This is a genomic window from Tumebacillus lacus, assembly GCF_026410385.1.
Taxonomy (GTDB): Bacteria; Bacillota; Bacilli; order Tumebacillales; family Tumebacillaceae; genus Tumebacillus; species Tumebacillus lacus.
Genome location: NZ_JAPMLT010000005.1, coordinates 121,902 through 139,061 on the forward strand (window position 1 = coordinate 121,902; position 17,160 = coordinate 139,061).

The 17,160-nt window shown below is 58.1% G+C and carries 13 protein-coding genes; 7 read left to right on the forward strand and 6 right to left on the reverse strand.

Annotated elements, in window-relative coordinates:
- Nucleotides 1-5 precede the first annotated feature (5 nt).
- Complete coding sequence (locus OS242_RS11690) at nt 6-749, forward strand: HAD family hydrolase (protein ID WP_267151875.1); 744 nt, start codon at nt 6-8, stop codon at nt 747-749.
- Between the two features lie 242 nt (nt 750-991).
- Nucleotides 992-2,284, forward strand: a complete 1,293-nt coding sequence (locus OS242_RS11695; protein WP_267151876.1) for a tetratricopeptide repeat protein — start codon at nt 992-994, stop codon at nt 2,282-2,284.
- Nucleotides 2,285-2,399: 115 nt separating this feature from the next.
- On the opposite strand, the gene OS242_RS11700 is transcribed toward OS242_RS11695, so the two are convergent.
- Entirely contained in the window at nt 2,400-4,451 is a 2,052-nt protein-coding gene (locus tag OS242_RS11700; protein ID WP_267151877.1) for a YhgE/Pip domain-containing protein, read from the reverse strand.
- Between the two features lie 283 nt (nt 4,452-4,734).
- Between OS242_RS11700 and OS242_RS11705 the strand changes: the two genes are divergently transcribed.
- Both OS242_RS11705 and OS242_RS11710 read left to right on the forward strand, forming a co-directional pair.
- A complete protein-coding gene (locus tag OS242_RS11705) occupies nt 4,735-5,358 on the forward strand; it encodes an ATP-binding cassette domain-containing protein (protein WP_267151878.1) in 624 nt (207 codons plus the stop codon).
- Nucleotides 5,355-7,499 (forward strand): YhgE/Pip domain-containing protein, encoded by a 2,145-nt coding sequence (locus OS242_RS11710; protein ID WP_267151879.1) that lies wholly within the window; start codon nt 5,355-5,357, stop codon nt 7,497-7,499. Before OS242_RS11705 ends, OS242_RS11710 begins: the two co-directional genes overlap by 4 nt.
- 39 nt (nt 7,500-7,538) lie before the next feature.
- Here OS242_RS11710 and OS242_RS11715 read toward each other — a convergent pair whose 3' ends face one another.
- Nucleotides 7,539-8,111: a TetR/AcrR family transcriptional regulator gene (locus OS242_RS11715; RefSeq protein ID WP_267151880.1), complete on the reverse strand. Its 573-nt coding sequence runs from the start codon at nt 8,109-8,111 to the stop codon at nt 7,539-7,541.
- A 325-nt stretch (nt 8,112-8,436) separates the two neighbouring features.
- On the opposite strand from OS242_RS11715, the gene OS242_RS11720 reads away from it, so the two are divergent.
- The 3 genes from OS242_RS11720 to OS242_RS11730 all read left to right on the forward strand — a co-directional run bounded on the left by OS242_RS11720 (nt 8,437) and on the right by OS242_RS11730 (nt 12,960).
- A complete protein-coding gene (locus OS242_RS11720; RefSeq protein WP_267151881.1) occupies nt 8,437-10,335 on the forward strand; it encodes a PrkA family serine protein kinase in 1,899 nt (632 codons plus the stop codon).
- 89 nt (nt 10,336-10,424) lie between these two features.
- On the forward strand, nt 10,425-11,594 hold the full coding sequence (gene yhbH, locus OS242_RS11725; RefSeq protein ID WP_267151882.1) for a sporulation protein YhbH: 1,170 nt from the start codon (nt 10,425-10,427) through the stop codon (nt 11,592-11,594).
- A gap of 13 nt (nt 11,595-11,607) precedes the next feature.
- On the forward strand, nt 11,608-12,960 hold the full coding sequence (locus OS242_RS11730; RefSeq protein WP_267151883.1) for a SpoVR family protein: 1,353 nt from the start codon (nt 11,608-11,610) through the stop codon (nt 12,958-12,960).
- A 95-nt stretch (nt 12,961-13,055) separates the two neighbouring features.
- Here OS242_RS11730 and OS242_RS11735 read toward each other — a convergent pair whose 3' ends face one another.
- The 4 genes from OS242_RS11735 to OS242_RS11750 are packed head-to-tail and all read right to left on the reverse strand — an operon-like array spanning nt 13,056 to nt 17,136.
- Entirely contained in the window at nt 13,056-13,271 is a 216-nt protein-coding gene (locus tag OS242_RS11735) for a hypothetical protein (RefSeq protein WP_267151884.1), read from the reverse strand.
- Between the two features lie 25 nt (nt 13,272-13,296).
- Nucleotides 13,297-14,481 (reverse strand): Ger(x)C family spore germination protein, encoded by a 1,185-nt coding sequence (locus tag OS242_RS11740; RefSeq protein ID WP_267151885.1) that lies wholly within the window; start codon nt 14,479-14,481, stop codon nt 13,297-13,299.
- Entirely contained in the window at nt 14,478-16,031 is a 1,554-nt protein-coding gene (locus OS242_RS11745; protein WP_267151886.1) for a spore germination protein, read from the reverse strand. Before OS242_RS11745 ends, OS242_RS11740 begins: the two co-directional genes overlap by 4 nt.
- Nucleotides 15,997-17,136 carry a GerAB/ArcD/ProY family transporter gene (locus OS242_RS11750; RefSeq protein WP_267151887.1) on the reverse strand — a complete coding sequence of 380 codons (1,140 nt, stop codon included), beginning with the start codon at nt 17,134-17,136 and terminating at the stop codon, nt 15,997-15,999. The genes OS242_RS11745 and OS242_RS11750 overlap by 35 nt, the downstream gene beginning before the upstream one ends.
- Nucleotides 17,137-17,160: the final 24 nt, after the last annotated feature.

Below are 17,160 nucleotides of genomic sequence, written 5' to 3' on the forward strand. Positions count from 1 at the left end.
CGCAAGTGAGTACCGTTACGACTTTGCTGTTTGACCTCGACGGCACGCTGCTGCCGATGGATAATGACACCTTCACAAAAGGTTATTTTAAAAAGCTGATCCCGCACGTCGCGCACTTGATGGCCCCGGAGCCGTTCATCGCCCAACTGTGGCGTTCGACGGAGGCGATGGTCAAAAATGACGACCCGTCGCTGACCAACGAGGCGGTGTTCAAAAAGCATTTCCTCGAAGCGGTCAACGCCCGCGAAGAAGACTTTTTCCCGCTGGTGGAGCAGTTTTACGCCGGTGAGTTTGGCGAGCTGTCTCACCTCTCCGAGCCGACACCGCTGGCCCGCGAGATCGTGCAGGCGGCTGTCGACAAAGGCTACCGCGTCGTTTTGGCGACCAACCCGCTGTTTCCCCGCCCGGCCACCGAGCACCGGATGCGTTGGGCCGGCGTGGACGGTCTGCCGTTCGAACTGGTGACGACGTATGAAAACAGCCACTTCTGCAAGCCAAATCCAAATTATTATCTGGAGATCGTACAGAAAATCGGCGTGACGCCCGAATCATGTTTAATGATCGGTAATGATGCGTTTGAGGATCTCATTGCTGGTAAAATAGGGATGGAAACGTATTGGGTTACCGATTGTGCGATTCAAGAAAAAGCGGAGACTTCCGGCAAGGAGCAGCTGCCGTTCGATCATCAAGGCACGTTGCAAGACTTGCTGCGCTATATCCGTGAAGAACTGCCCGCATTGCGATCGTGACAGACCGGACCGGACTGTGCCAAAATGCGCACAGTCTTTTCTCTTCTCTTAACTGTTAATGAATGCCAATCTGCACCCGCGACGAATTTTCTGGTCTATTAATGGATATTCAGGTATAGAATGAATTAACTCAGTTAATAATGTTCGGGTAAAGAGGGCATAAATCCGCAGACATCGACAACAACACTCGTTTTGAGACAAAGAAACCACCGCAAACTCTGATTGCGAGAGGAGAGATTTACATGCCAGCGACACTTGGACAAAAGATAAAAGAACTTCGGATTCAAAAAGGGCTGACACAAAGTGATCTCGGGGCCGGGATGGTCACCCCGAGCATGATTTCCCAGATCGAAGCGGACAAGGCAAACCCGTCGCACAAACTGCTGCAGGCGATCGCTGAAAAGCTGGAGACTCCGATTGAATATTTCCTGACCGATATGCAGATGCAAATCGAGCAGATCGCCACGTATAAGGTGGCGAGGGCGATGATGGAGGCGGAGGAGTATACGGACGCCATCCCGATCTTGCAAGACCTGATGGAAGACTCGATTCCGCAGTTGCATTCGGCGGAGATTCAGTATGACCTCGCCGTCTGCCAGTTGGAACTGGGCCGACTGGATGAGGCGATGGACGGTTTTGATAAAGTCTTGTCCTCTGCTGCCACTCGCAAAGACCTCTACATGCAGATCCTCGCGCTGAAAAACCTCGGCATCGCCGAAGAGCGCCGTCACAACTACCCGCTCGCGATCTACCATTGGCAAAAAGCGCTCGACCTGCTGGAGAAGCTCGACAAGCGCGATCCGTTCCTTGCGGCGGAGATCCTGCGCATGATCGGTCAGGTATACTCCTACCTCGGCGAGCAAAAAGACGCGCTGCAAAGCTACGAGAAGGCGCACAAGCACCTGGAAGGCACGGCGAACTTCAAGAAGATTGCCGACCTGTACCGCCATCTCGGCCAGACCTATAAGGAGATGGGCGAGTTTGACCGGGCGAGCGAATATTCGCAGCATGCGATCTCGCTGTATCGCGGTTTGAAGAACATCAAACTGTCGATTGAAGTGAAAGAAAACTACGGCATCGTCAAAGGCGAGAGCGGCGAGTTGAAAGATGCGCTGACCACGCTGGCCGAGTGCCTCACCGAGTACCAAGAGTACGGCTACGCGGAGAAGATGGCGCATACGCACGGCGAGATGGCGCGCATCCACCTCGCGAACAAATCGTACGACGACGCGGCGCATCACTGCGAAGAGGCGCTCAAACTGCTCAAGGAAGAGGATCTGGAGCGCGGCTATGTCCTGCGTACCTACTCGATGATCCGCAAGGAGCAAGGCGACTTTGCGGCGGCGATCCACTTTATGGAGCAGTCGGTGAAAACGTTCGAGATCGCCGACCTGCCCCGCGAGATCGCCAAGTCGTACTCGCTGCTCGGCGACATATACAAGGATCAAGGCGACCTGCAAAAGGCGATTCACTCGCTGGAGCAGATGAAGCGTGCGATGGAGAGCAACCTGAAAGAGCGCGGCATCGTGCTGTAAAGGGAAGCGACAGAGAAAAAGACCTCCGAGACGTCGGGGGTCTTTTTGCGCATAAGGAAAACCCCCGAATCGATGAGATGCGGGGGTCCTTTGCGTGTGAACGTTTTGTTTTGGATTATGCCGTCACGGCGGCCTCTGCCTGAGTGCCCGGATGGCGACGCCAGGTGAACAGCGAGGTCACAGCCAGCGTGCCGATCAGGAATAGGAGCAGCCAGGAGACATTGGTCGTGATCAGAGCGGCATCGCCGTTTGAGATCACCGCTTTCAGTCCGGCTACGGTGTAGGTCATCGGCAGGTACGGATTGAGCACTTGGAAGAACGTCGGGCTCAGTTCCAGCGGGAAGGTGCCAGCGCTGGAGGTGAGTTGCAGCATCAGGATGACGATCGCCAGGAAGCGGCCCGGTTCGCCGAGCAAGGAGATCAGGCCTTGGATCAGCGCGACGAACGTCAGCGACGTCAGGATGCACATCAGGTAGAAGCCGGGGACATTTTCCACCGTCAGGCCGAGACCGACCTGCAAGGAGAATGCCACGACGAGCGCCTGCAAGATCCCGAACAGGCCGTACAGCGAGAATTTCCCGAACAGCCACGCGGTGCCGCGCTTTGGCAAGGCGGCCACCTGATGCACATCGAGGATGATGAACAGGAGCAGCGCGCCCACGAACAACGCCAGCGAGATGAAGTACGGGGAGAAGCCTGTGCCGTAGTTGGGCACCGGGTGCAGTTTCGACGTCTCCAGATCGACCGGATCGGCGATCATGTCCGCTTTGGCATCGGTGGCGACGAGGTTGGCCTGAACTTCCTCTGCGCCGTCGCCGAGCTTTTGCGCCAGTTCTTGCGAGCCGTCCCGCAGTTTGACGACGCCGTCCGAGAGTTTGGCGGTGCCGTCGGCCAGTCGGGTCGTGCCGCCGACCAGCGTGTTCAGACCGTTGTGCACAGCGGTCGCACCTGCATCGATGCGCGCGGCTCCGTCGAGCAGCTGGCCTTGTGCGGTCGCAAGTTTTGCGGCTCCCGCTTGCGATTGGGACACGCCGCCGACGTAGGCCGTTACGCCTTCGCTCAGCTTGCCGCTGCCTGCTGCCAGTTGGCCCATCGAGCCGTTCAGGGTGTTCAGGTGACCGGAGAGGGTGGTGACCGCGCCGTCCAGTTTCGGGAGCGATGCGTTGACCGCGCCGAGTTGCTGAGCCAGCGCTTTTGCTTCCGGCTGCCCGAGCAGCTCCGGATTTTTCTCCAGCAGGGCTTGCCAAGTAGCGGCTGCAGCGGAGGAGAGGCCGGTGACCTGATGCAGGCCCGCGCCTGTCTCGCTCAGTTTGGGCGCGAGCGAGGCGACGGCGCCGCTGGCCTTTTGGATACCGCCGGAGAGCTGCGCAGTGGAGTTTTGCAGGAGGTTGCCTTTTTCCTGCAGCGTGGTGAGTCCGGCATGCAGTTGCTCGGAGCCGGATCGGGATTGTTGCAGCCCGGAGACCAGTTGCCCGGTGCCGGTTTTCAATTGAGCGGCGCCGTCGGAGAGCTTGACCGCACCGCTGGATAGGTCGGCGGTGCCGGATTGCAACTGAGCCGCGCCATCTTCTGCGGTGACGAGGCCGTCTTTCAGTTGGGAGGCACCGTCAGCCGCTTCCCCGAGTCCGTTGCCTGTTTCGGCGATTTTTTCAAAGAGAGTGTCGGCGTACGTTTCGGTCATTTTGCGCTGCAGTTCATTGCGCAGCGTCTCCATCGCCCGCTCGCCGATCTGCGCGGAGAGCATGTTGAGGCTCTCGTTCGGAACGTAGAGGATCTTCGACCGGGCGGGCGACGCGTCGGAGACGCTGGCCGCCTGTTTGGAAAAATCGGTCGGGATCTGAATCATCATGTAGTAGCGGCCGTCTTCCATACCGGCGAGCGCTTCCGACTCGTCGGTGAAATGAAAGGCGAGCTCCGGGTCTTCTTTCAGCTTATCGGCCAGCTCCTCGCCGAGGTTGACCGACTTGCCGTCTGTGACGGTGCCTGCGTCTTGGTTGACAAAGGCGACCGGCAGTTGATCGAGCCGTTCATACGGGTCCCAGAACGCCCACAGGTACAGGTAGCTGTACAACAGCGGGACGAGCAGGACCGCCACGACGGAGATGATCAGCTTGCGATTGCTCAGCAAGCGGGCCCATTCCAACCGGGCCAGTTTCCATCCGTTCATCGGGATCACTTCGCTTTCTCTGTCTGATGCTATTGATCATAGTTTAAACTGACTGGTCAGTACAAATTTGTCCGGGTGACAAAAAGATTCGTTTGCGAGGAAATAAGGAGAAGAGATGCGTGTAACGCTTGCAATCGTCGAATTTCACGTGGGCTTATTTTTTAGCAGGATTTTTGGGGAACTTAGAAAAAATGTGGTGCTGACAGTCAGTTCCGAGTCAAGGTAAAATAGAGAGATACATATTATACTGTTCAGTCAGTTTTAAAGGAGAAGGAGGGAAACTGTGACGGACGTGGTATTTTCTGACGTCGAACTGCGGGACGGGCGCAAGATCTTGTATCAAGGGCTGAACTTCACGCTGAGCGGCGGTTTGAACGCGGTCTACGGACCGTCGCGAACGGGCAAATCGAGCATTCTGTTGCTCGCGTCCGGGCATCTCGCGCCGACGGCGGGCCGGGTGCTCATCGACGGCAAACGTCCGGATCGCCGCCGGGCGGGGCTCGGACCGATCCACGATCTGACGCCGCTGTTTGACACGTTGTCGGTGCAGGAGACGATTTTATTTCAAGCGCGCCTGCACAAGGTGCGTCAGCCGAAAGCGCGGGTGGCGGAGTTGATCGCGCAGTATGATCTGCATGACGTGCGGTCGTATCGGGTCAAGGATCTCGCTCATCTGGAGCAGTTTCGCACGGGGCTTGCGACGGCGTTGGTGCATCGACCCGATCTGATCTTGATCGACGAGCCGGAGCGCGGGCTGACCAATGAGGAGTGGGAGGTCGCGCACGGGGATCTGCTGCGGTTGACGCGGGACGGACATACGGTGCTGATGACGACGGTGCTGGCGCAGGTCGCCGATCGCTGCGCCACGGTGATCGAACTGCCCGGTGGGGAGGTGCGGAGCGCATGAATGTGTGGTGGATCATCCGCACCGAGTTTCTCCGTCTGCTCCGCTCGCGGATCGGACGGGCGGCGTTGATCGTCGGGATGTTGATCCCGCTGCTGTACAGCGGGCTGTACCTGTACGCGTTTTGGGACCCGTATGCACAGATGAATGAGTTTCCGGTCGCCATCGTCAACCAAGACAAAGGCGCGGTGAAAGACGGCAACGCGGTCGCGTACGGGAAGGAGTTTGTCGAGGAGTTGCTGGCAAAAGGCGATTTTCTCTGGCTGCCGATCTCGGAGCAAGAGGCGAGGGAAGGGCTGGAGGACAATCGCTATTATCTGATCGTCACGATCCCTGCGACGTTTTCCGAGGATGTGATCTCGGTGGAAGGCGAGCATCCGCGGCGGTCGCAGCTGACGTTTACGTTGAATGAAGGCAAAAACTACATCGCGTCGACGATCTCGCAGCGGCTGGCGACCTCTGTGCGGGAGGAACTCGGGAATACGTTCAGCGAGGAGTATTTCAAAGGCATCTTTGCCGTGATCGGCGACGCGGGAGAAGGCATCTCGAAAGCGGCCGACGGGGCAAATGATCTGGCCGACGGCTCGAAGATAGTGGCGGACGGTGTGCGCGATGTGAACGACGCGGCTCAAAAGCTCGCCGACGGGAGCGGCCGGATCGCGGACGCTTCGCAAAAGGTGGCGACCGGCAGCGCGGAGTTGGCTTCCGGTCTTGGCCGGATCAACGAAGGACTCGGCACGGCAAAGACGGGTGCCGACCAGTTGCAGTCGGGAGCGGCAGGCATCGCCTCGGGCAATGAAAAGCTGGCCGCCTCGCTGCAGGAATCGACGGCCGGTGTGAAGCAGGTGCGCGACGGGCTGCAGGCTTCGGCGGCAAACACCGACAACCTGAAGGCGGGTCTTGCGCAGATGCAAGGCACGCTCGGCACGGCCGGGTCACCGCCGCAGACGCAAGACCCGGCGCAGATGTCCGCGCTGGCGATGCTCGGCGTGATCGGGCAGAAGTATCCGGACGCGGGGAGGGACCCGCTGTTTCAAGGGGCGCTGCAAAAGATCGGCGGTGTCAGCGGCGCAATCGGTCAGACGGCTGGACAGGTCGGCCAGAGCAAGGAAGGGCTGACGCAGGCGACCGCTGCATTGAGCCGGATCGCGGGCGGTCAGGATCAGATGATCGCCGGAGCGCGTCAACTCGCCACCGGCTCGCAATCGCTGGCGAGCGGAGCGGACCGGCTGCAAAAAGGGCTGACCGACCTGAGCGCTGGCGGGGCTCAATTGACCGCCGGAGCGGGGGAGCTCGCCACAGGGAGCCAAAGTCTCGCAGACGGCAGCCGGAGCCTGTCGAAAGGCAATCGCGACCTCGCAAACGGCACGCCGGAGTTGCTCGACGGCTCCCGGAAGGTGGCCGACGGCAACCGCGAGCTGGCAGACGAGCTGACCAAAGCGACTGGAGAAGCGGTCGTCGGCAACTCGGAGGAGAAAGCGCAGATCATGGCCGACCCGGTGCGCGTCGAGGAAGTGGCGGCTCATCCGGTCGGGACGTACGGCATGGGGTTTGCCTCCTACTTTATCCCGCTGTCTTTGTGGGTAGGGGCGATGATCCTCTACTTCATCCTCTCGATGCGCGAGTACCGCTGGGTCCTCGCGCCGGTCTCCACGACGTCGTATGTGCTCGGGAAATTTTTCACGCTCGGCATCATCGGGGTCTGCCAAGCGGTGATCTCGTCGTCTGTGCTGGTGCATGTGCTGGGGCTGCAGGTGTTGCACCTGCCGGAGTTTTACCTGTTCAACATCTTGTTCTCGCTGACGGCTATCGCGATCATCGGTCTGCTTATCGCCCGATTTGGCTCAGGGGCAGGACGGTTTATCGCCATCGTGCTGTTGATCTTGCAGTTGACCTCCAGCGCGGGCACGTTCCCAATTGAACTGGTGCCGGGATTGTTCCAATGGCTCTCTCCGTTCGTGCCGATGAGCTACGCGGTCGAAGGACTGCGCTCGATCATCGCCACCGGCGACCAACTGGCCGTCTGGCGGGACATCACCGTCCTCGCCGGCGTGCTCGTCACGATCCTCGCCCTGCACGTCCTCACCACCCGCCGCACGTTGCGGGTGAAAGATCTGCATGCCAAGGACGAACTGGCCGGATAACGGCACAAAAAAAGTCTCCGCCGATGAGCGGAGACTTTTTTATTCGGTCAAAAGACCTGTGAATGCCATGCGTTTCATGTCGGTGAACAAGACTTCCTCATCGTACGGCGCATGGCCGAGCAGGATGTGGAGCGCGGCGATGGAGATCATGCCGAAGATGCCGGCAGCGGCGTATTCGGCGTTGACGCGTTGGAAGACGCCAGTGTCCATGCCTTCCTTGATCACTTCTTCGATCAAGAGCATGTAAGAGCGGATCATCTTGCGGAACTCGCGCTGACGGTCTTCACCGCCCCAGGATTCACGCAGGAGGATGACGCAGAAGTCACGGTACTGTCCAAAGAAATGGATCTGCTCGCGGACGATCAGTTCCAATTTTTCACGCGGCGGCATCTCCGGGAGGAGTTTGGACTCGACCCCTTCGCGCAGCAGTTCGATGCCCTCTTCGACGAGGAAGAGGAACAGTTCTTCCTTGCTCTTGAAATGGTAATAGATCGTGCCTTTCGCGACGTTCGCGCGCGCCGCGATATCGTCCATCGTCGCTTTGTCGAAGCCTTTTTCCGAGAAAATATCGATGGCAGCCTGGAAGATCAGGCTCGTTTTGCTCTTGCGCAAGAACATCACCCATTCTTTAGAAGGAAGTACTAATACAGACTCATGATAGCACACTCTGAAAACACTTTCAATTTTAGGGCACCGCCCATGCTGTGTCTGAAGTTGTGAATGTTTCGCTCCATCACGCAACAGCGGGGTAGGCCTTGCATATTTATGGAGTACGCAATACACAGTCCGCTGTAATTAATCTTAATATTCAGAAATCAGGAACACCCCTGTCATAGGGCAAGCATTTTAAGGAATAGGATGAGAGAACACCATCAACATCAGGTTCCCGGCGGATGGCATGGGCACGGGCCCGATTTCTAAGGGGGATGATGACTTCATGGATCTGCTGAATCGTTTGACCGCCTACCGGGCTCAAGAGGAGAAACTCCGGTGGGAAGGCACCTTCCTTGACTACTTGGACATCGTTCGCAAGAATCCGAAAGTAGCCCAGTCCGCTCACGCCCGCGTCTACAATATGATCGCGGCGGCCGGCATCTCGACAGATGAAGACGGCCGTAAACACTACAAGTTTTTCGAGAACGAGATCTTTGGTCTCGAGGGCTCGATTGAGCGGTTGGTCGAAGAATACTTCCACTCGGCCGCGCGTCGGCTGGACGTCCGCAAACGCATCCTGCTCCTGATGGGGCCGGTCTCCGGCGGGAAGTCGACGCTGGTGACGATGCTGAAGAAGGGACTTGAGAGCTACTCGCGCACCGACGAGGGCGCTCTGTACGCCATCAAGGGCTGCCCGATGCACGAAGAACCGCTGCACCTGATCCCGAGTGAACTGCGGCCGGAGTTTGAACAGGAGTTTGGCGTGATCATCGAAGGCAACCTCTGCCCGCACTGCCGCCTGCGCTTGTCGACTGAGTACGGCGGCCGTATCGAGGAGATGGAAGTCGAGCGGATCGTCCTCTCCGAGGACGAACGCGTCGGCATCGGCACCTTCTCCCCGTCCGACCCGAAATCGCAGGACATCGCCGATCTGACCGGCTCGATCGACTTCTCGACGATCGCCGAGTACGGCTCCGAGTCCGACCCGCGCGCCTACCGCTTCGACGGCGAACTCAACAAGGCCAACCGCGGCCTGATGGAGTTCCAGGAGATGCTCAAGTGCGACGAGAAATTTCTCTGGCACCTGCTGTCCCTGACGCAGGAGGGCAATTTCAAGGCGGGACGTTTTGCGCTGATCTCAGCGGATGAAATGATCGTCGCGCACACCAACGAGACGGAGTACAAAACGTTCATTGCCAACAAGAAGAACGAAGCGCTCCAATCCCGGATGATCGTGATGCCGATCCCGTACAATCTGCGGGTGACCGACGAGGTGCGGATCTACGACAAGTTGATCAAGCAGTCGGATATGCGCCACGTGCATGTGGCGCCGCATGCGATGAAGACGGCGGCGATCTTCTCGATCCTCACCCGGCTCAAGGAGTCGAAGAAGCAGGGGATGGATCTGCTCAAAAAGCTCAAGCTCTACGACGGCGACGCGGTCGAGGGCTACAAAGAAAAGGACATTCAGGAACTGCGCAACGAGGCGCATGATGAGGGGATGGGCGGGATCGACCCGCGCTATATCATCAACCGCATCTCGTCGGCCTTGATCCGGCGCGACACGAACTGCATCAACGCGCTCGATGTGCTGCGGGCGATCAAGGAAGGGCTCGACCAGCATGCGTCGATCACGAAGGAAGACAAGGAGCGTCTGATGAACTTCATCGCCATCGCTCGCAAAGAGTACGACGAGTCGGCGAAAAAGGAAGTGCAAAAGGCGTTCGTGTACTCCTACGAGGAGTCGGCGAAGACGCTGCTCGAGAACTATCTCGACAACGTGGAGTCGTACTGCTCGTGGAAAAAAATGAAAGACCCGATCACCGGCGAAGAGGTCGATCCGGATGAAAAGCTGATGCGCTCCATCGAGGAGCAGATCGGCATCTCGGAAAATGCCAAGAAGGCGTTCCGCGAGGAGATCTTGATCCGTATCTCGACCTACGCGCGCCGGGGCAAGAAATTCGAATACAACTCGCACGAACGTCTGCGCGAGGCGATCGAACGCAAGCTGTTCTCCGATCTGAAGGACGTCGTCAAGATCACCACGTCCTCGAAAACGCCGGACGCGCTGACGCTCAAGAAGATCAACGAAGTCACCGAGCGGCTGATCGAGGACCACGACTACTGCCCGGTCTGCGCAAACGAACTGCTGCGCTACACCGGCTCTCTGCTCAACCGCTAATTTGACAGCACGCACTGCAGGGGACAGGGACCGACAGCCTGTCCCCTTTTATCAAAAGAACTTCAAAAAACCAAAAGGAGGCGGCGCGGATGGTTCATCGTCCGTCTTTTATCCTCTCTCAAGAGGATTGGTCCTTGCACCGCAAGGGGCATCAGGACCAGCAGCGTCATCAAGAGAAGGTCCGCGATGCGATCAAGAAGAATCTCGCCGACCTCGTCACCGAAGAGAGCATCGTCATGCACGACGGCCGGCAGATCGTGAAAGTGCCGATCCGCTCGCTGGATGAGTTTCGTTTCCGCTACAATTTCAACAAAGGGCAGCACGGCGGACAAGGCGACGGCGATTCGTCCGTCGGCGATGTGCTCGGCCGCGACCCGCAAGGCAAGCAACAGCAGGCGGGACCTGGCAAGGGCGAGGGCGCGGGCGAAGCGCCCGGTGTGGATTACTACGAGGCGGAAGTGTCGCTGGAGGAGATCCAAGACATGCTGTTCAAGGATCTCGAACTGCCAAACCTGCAGCGCAAAACGCTGGATGATATCAAAACGACCGACATCCGCTTCACCGATGTCCGCAAAAAAGGTCTGCAAGGCAACATCGACAAAAAGCGGACGTTGATCGAAGCGATCAAGCGCAATGCGCTGGCCGGCCGCGAAAACAAATATCAGATCATCCCGGACGATCTGCGCTACAAGACGTGGGAGGAGATCGAAAAGCCGCACAGCCAAGCGGTGGTGCTGGCGATGATGGACACCTCCGGCTCGATGGGGCAGTTTGAAAAATACATCGCCCGCTCGTTTTTTTTCTGGATGACGCGCTTCCTGCGCACCCGCTATGAAAATGTCGACATCCAGTACATCGCCCATCACACGGAGGCGAAAGTGGTGACGGAGCACGAGTTTTTCACCAAAGGGGAGAGCGGCGGCACGATCTGCTCCAGCGCGTATCAGTTGACCTGGAACTTGATCGAGCAGAAGTATTCGCCCGACAAATACAACATCTACCCGTTCCATTTCTCCGACGGTGACAATCTCTCGTCTGACAATGAGAAGTGCGTGAAACTGATCCGGCAGATCATGGAGGTTTCGAACATCTTCGGGTACGGCGAGGTGAATCAGTACAACCGGTCGAGTTCCTTGATGAACGCCTTCAAAAACATCCAAGACCCGAAGTTCAAAAACGTGCTGATCAAAGAGAAGAGCGAAGTCTACAAGGCGCTGTGCACGTTCTTTACGTCTGGCGAAGCGATCCGGGCTTCGTAGGGGGGAGACGCTTGTGAAAAGGGAAGAGATGCGCCAGTTGGAGCGGTCGATTGAGGAGATCACCGACATCGCCCGCGGCATGGGGCTGGATTTTTATGAGATGCGCTATGAGGTTTGCCCGGCCGACATCATCTACACATTCGGGGCGTACGGGATGCCGACCCGGTTCAGCCACTGGTCGTTCGGGAAGACGTTTCACAAGATGAAGATGCAGTACGATTTTGGCCTGTCGAAGATCTACGAGCTGGTGATCAACTCCGATCCCTGCTACGCGTTTTTGCTCGACGGCAACTCCTTGATCCAAAACAAGCTGATCGTGGCGCACGTGCTCGGGCATTGCGATTTCTTCAAGCACAACGCCAAATTTGCCGGGACGTCGCGCTATATGGTCGAGTCGATGGCCGCGTCGGCCGACCGGTTCCGGGAGTATGAGATGGAGCACGGCAAAGAGGCGGTGGAGACGTTCATCGACTCGGTGTTGGCCGTGCAGGAGCACATCGACCCGAGCCTGATCGGGCGGACGCAGCGTCTGCAAAAACCGGCCGACATCATCCCGGTGAAGAAGCCGGCCGATCCGTACGAAGACATCTGGGCGATCGGCGAGAAAAAAGCGGAGGAAGTCCCAACTCCGGTCCGGTTCCCGGCTCAGCCGGAGAAGGACCTGCTCTTATTTATCATGGAGCATGCCAAAGGGATGGAGGATTGGCAACGCGATGTGCTGTCGGTGATGCGCGAGGAGATGCTGTATTTCTGGCCGCAGATCGAGACGAAGATCATGAACGAAGGCTGGGCTTCGTACTGGCATCTGCGCATTCTGCGCGAGATGGATCTGACGGAGGCGGAGACGATTGAGTTTGCCCGCCTGCATGCCGGGGTCATCGCGCCGTCGCGCACGTCGCTCAACCCATATCACGTCGGCCTCAAGATGTGGGAGGACATCGAGAAGCGGTGGGGTCGCGAGCGGATGTGGGAGATCCGCGAGTTTGACTCCGACATGTCGTTCCTGCGCAACTACCTGACGAAGGAACTGTGCGACGAGATGGATCTCTATCTCTACCAAAAGGTCGGCAATGAGTGGAAAGTGGTCGAGAAGGACTGGGAGAAGGTGCGCGACCAGCTCTGCACCGCCCGGGTCAACGGCGGATTCCCGGTGATCGTCGTACAGGACGGCGACTATCTGAAAAACGGTGAGCTGTATCTCAAACACAGCTACGAAGGCGTCGAGTTAGATGTGAAATATCTCGAAAAGACGCTGCCCCACGTTCACGCGCTGTGGGGACGGACGGTGCATCTGGAGACGATGCTCGACGGGCGGCCGGTCGTGTTCACGCATGATGGGAAGAAGAATCACCGCCGGTTTGTGTAAGGGATGGGCCTGCAAATATCAAAAATCGCCCGCTTCTGCCGATGGATGGCCGGGGAAGCGGGCGATTTTTTTGATGGGATGATTCTTTGGAGAGGTTAACGCAACGTGTTGACGATCTCTGTGATCATACGGTTGATGCTCCAGAGATTGAACCGCAAGACATACAGTTCGCTCAGGAGCAGCCCGATGCCGAGCAGGGACACTGTCAGCCAAAACTCCCGGGCGCGCTCCTTGCGCTGTTGAAAAAGCGGCGGGAGATCGATCCAAGCGAGGACGGAAAAGATCAGCAGCGGAGCGGCGATGATCATCATCAGGAATCCTCCTTCCCGGCAGCGGTCATTTGATTTTCGTCGGGGTCGGCTGGAAGATCAGCCCCGGACGGCGGATCTCCACCTTGACGCTGAGGTCGAGGGGGATCTCGGAGAGTTGCTTGTTCCAGCCCTGGGCGTTCTTTTGCTGCCAGACTTTCGGGTGGCGACGACGCAGTTCGCGTCCGATGCCAAACAGATCGGACTCCAGTTCCGCCGTCTGTTTGTAGGCGGTCTGGATCGATTTGATCACCGCTTTTTCGATATCTTCCTGCAATCGCATCCGATCTTTCGGGTCCTGCAGGTCGGCGGCGCAGGTCTGGTCGCCAAAGTTGCCCTCCAATTGCAGGTCGGCTTTCGGTTTGACCTTGCCGTCTGCCGCATCGACCGTCAGTCGGGAACGAATCTGTGTGATCTGAAACGTCACCCATTCATCCGGTTGATTCGGGCAGGGTACGAGGAGCACGCCTTCGTTGATTTTGCCTTCGATAAATTCGACAGCGGTGGCTTCCTGCCCGGTCAGATAGCCTTGCAACCGGTCACTTTTAAAAAACGCGGTACCGGTCAGTTCGTAGGTTTCGACCTGCCCTCGAATCTTGCGGGGGTCGATCACATCCATCGACACGTCGATGCCGGGTGTGGACAGCCTCGCCAACAGATCGCGCAACGAAGTCTTGCGGGCGGACAGCTGCCGATCGTCCGACGTTTCGAGCAGATCGGCCATCGCTTTGGCCGGGACTTTGCCCAGTTCGATCTTTTGGTTGAGCAGATCTTCCGCTGTGCCGTGCGTGACGACCGTGTATGTACCGGAGCGGCTGCGTCGGTCGCGTTCAAACCAGTTGATCACCGGGGCGATGCCTTCTTTGGCGAGGTCTTCGCCGAAGATGATCAGCTGCAGATGGGACCAGTACATCTGGCGGGGCGAGATCTTGTTCAACTGATGGATGGCGTCCATCACCGTCTTGCCGTTTGCAGAGAGGCTCCACGTCGGCACTTCCGCGCCGCCGCCCTGCCCGCCGCCGCCTTGGCCGCCGGGGGAGGGCTTGATCACTTGGGCGGTGACTTCGTAGTTATGATCGCTTTTTTTATCGAGGCCGACGCCGATGACGACCGCCAGTTCGTTCAGTTCATCTTTGTCCCAGCAGCCGCTGAGCAACAGCGGCACGAGGAGGGCGGCTGTCAGCAACGCGCGGCGCACAAGTGAGAGCGTCATGCGTTCTCACCCGGCTGGATGTTTTCCTCGGCATGACCGCGCAAACGTCGCCAGGAGACGCGCACCAACAGGTCCCGCCAGCCGCTGCGCTTAAACGGCACGATGGGGGAGAGGTAGTTTTCGCCGAAGGAGCGGAGCGTGTTCAGATGGGCGACCACCAAGATGATGCCAAAGAAAAATCCGAACGCGCCCAGCACCGCACAGAGCGAGATGATCAAAAATCGCAAGAGGCGGGCGGCGATCGCCATTTCATAGGCGGGTGTGCAAAAGGAAGCGATGGCGGTGGCGGAGACGGCAATGACCGTGCCGGATGCGACAAAGCCCGCCTCCACCGCCGCTTGACCGAGCACGAGACCGCCGACGATGGAGACGGCAGTGCCGATCGTTTTGGGCAGTCGAATCCCCGCCTCGCGCAGGATCTCAAACGTCATCTCCATAAAGGCGACTTCGACGGCGATGTCAAACGGAACGCCTTCGCGTTGGCCGGTAAAGGCGATCAACAGCGGAGTGGGGATCATCTCTTGATGATAGGACAGCACGGCGATGTAAAAGCCGGGCAACAGAATCGACAAGAAAAAGGTGCCGGTGCGCAGCAACCGCAAAAACGTCGCGATGTCGTAGCGCTGGTAGTAGTCCTCGTTGGCGTAGAGAAACATGGGCAGTGTCGCCGGCACGAGCAGACCCACCGGCGTGCCCTCGACGAGGATCGCCACCCGGCCTTCGAGGAGACCGGCGGAGATGCGGTCGGGCCGCTCGGTGTTGAAGATCGTCGGGAACGGGGTGTAGCCGTTTCGATCCTCGATCATCTCTTCGAGGTATTGCGAATCGAGCACCCCGTCGATCTCGATCTTGGCAAGCCGAGATTTGACCTCATTGACCAATTTGTCACCGGCCAGGTTGTGGATGTAGAGGATCGCGGCCGGAGTGCGGGACAGATTGCCGATCATGATCTTTTCCACCTGCAGATTGGGTGTGCGCACACGTCGGCGGATCAGGCCGAGATTGGTCTGAAGCACTTCGTTGAACGCCTCGCGCGGCCCGCGCACCACCAGTTCGTTGGTCGCTTCCGCCACAGCGCGGCGTTCACCGCCGGGCGTCGAGGCGGCGAGCGCTTCCCGGCTGTCTGCGAACAGCACGAGGCAGTCGCCTTTGATCAGATGTTCGTTGCATTCTTCGAAACTTTTGACGACGTTCAGTTGGTTGGTGGAGAGGTGGATCTCGCGGATCGGCGGCAGGTCATGACGTTCCACCGACCAGTGCTCGAACTGCTTTTGCAACGGCTGAATCACAAAGTCGTTGATCAGCGTCTCGTCGGTCAGGCATTCCAGATAGAGGACGACGGCGCGCCGGTCGTCGCCCGTGTTCATCCGGCGGACGACCAGATCTGATTTTTCGCCGAACCGTTCGGAGAACTGTTTGATGTTCTCCTGCAGATCGGGGAGGAGCGCAGTCGCGTCTGCCGAATCGGTCGCGTCTTGGGGGGGCGACTCTTTCTCCGACTGCCGCTCGCGGTGCTCAACCCGTTTGTGTTTGCGCAGTTTCTTGTACATCGCCGTCCCCCCCGTCCTTGCGTTTGGATCGTTCGCGCCATTTCGCGATCAGCAACACCACCAAGGGCAACAACAAGCCCATGAAGTTCGAGTAGTACGGATAGGTATCACGCAAAAATCGGTAGATCTCCAGAAAATTTTCCGAGATCATCAAAGAGTTGATCGCGATCAACGCAGCGACCGGGATCACGAGGCTGCGATAATCTTTCAGCCCAAACAGTTGCGAGAGTCCCAGCGAGATCGAATAGAGATAGAGCGAGATCTTGCCAAACGAGCCGAGCGACCAGAGCAGGATGCCGAGCACGTCCAGCCGTTGCAACTCACCGACGCGGATGTCGCGCAAGAGCTGGAAGGTCGGGAAGGAGATCCCGATCGACCGCTCCGGTCCGTAGACGGCGACCGGTCCGGTCAACGGACCTGCAAACATCACGATCAGGATGATCATGGTGATCAACGAACTCTTTTTAAAAGACTTGGCATCGCGGCTGACATAAGGAAAGACCATCGACATCAATAAAAAACTGCCGTACAGCCCGGCCAGCGTCAACGTGCCTTGGAGAACCGGCTCGAATCCAAATTCGAGGATCGGCTGGAAATTGTGAAAGTCTTTGTCTTTGTGAGTGAGGATCGACGCTGAGAGGCCGACGAGGATCATGATCGGCAAGAACAATTGATTGGTGCGGGCCAGCACTTCCAGATTGTTTCGCACCGCATACACGGCCAATGACAAGATCGCCGCAAAATAGACGAGGATCGGAGTGTCCGGCGTGATGGCGATGGTGAAAAACTCGCCGAAGCCCCGCACAGACAGCAAGGCATGATGAAAGAAATAAAAGAGAAACAGGACGGCGAACAGCTTGCCGGGCAACTTCCCGACGATGAGCGGCAGGTACTCGATAACGGTCTGACCCGGATACATGCGCGCCAGTGACGAGACGGTGTACGCGATCAACAAGGCCGGCGGGACGACGAGCAGCAGGCACAACCAACTGTCGCGCCCGGTGTGGTTCAAGATCGCCGGGATGAACAGTAAATGTCCGCTGGCGGTGATGCTGGTGATGATCAGCATTTGAGCCTGCGTCAGCGAGATCCGCACTTTTTCCATCGCGATTCCTCCGAGGTGTCAGCT

Excerpts from the sequence above, each read along its gene's own strand:
- OS242_RS11695 (WP_267151876.1), top strand. The coding sequence starts at position 992 with ATGCCAGCGACACTTGGACAAAAGATAAAAGAACTTCGGATTCAAAAA.
- OS242_RS11700 (WP_267151877.1), bottom strand. The coding sequence starts at position 4,451 with ATGAACGGATGGAAACTGGCCCGGTTGGAATGGGCCCGCTTGCTGAGC.
- OS242_RS11710 (WP_267151879.1), top strand. The coding sequence starts at position 5,355 with ATGAATGTGTGGTGGATCATCCGCACCGAGTTTCTCCGTCTGCTCCGC.
- OS242_RS11720 (WP_267151881.1), top strand. The coding sequence starts at position 8,437 with ATGGATCTGCTGAATCGTTTGACCGCCTACCGGGCTCAAGAGGAGAAA.
- yhbH (WP_267151882.1), top strand. The coding sequence starts at position 10,425 with ATGGTTCATCGTCCGTCTTTTATCCTCTCTCAAGAGGATTGGTCCTTG.
- OS242_RS11735 (WP_267151884.1), bottom strand. The coding sequence starts at position 13,271 with ATGATGATCATCGCCGCTCCGCTGCTGATCTTTTCCGTCCTCGCTTGG.
- OS242_RS11740 (WP_267151885.1), bottom strand. The coding sequence starts at position 14,481 with ATGACGCTCTCACTTGTGCGCCGCGCGTTGCTGACAGCCGCCCTCCTC.
- OS242_RS11745 (WP_267151886.1), bottom strand. The coding sequence starts at position 16,031 with ATGTACAAGAAACTGCGCAAACACAAACGGGTTGAGCACCGCGAGCGG.
- OS242_RS11750 (WP_267151887.1), bottom strand. The coding sequence starts at position 17,136 with ATGGAAAAAGTGCGGATCTCGCTGACGCAGGCTCAAATGCTGATCATC.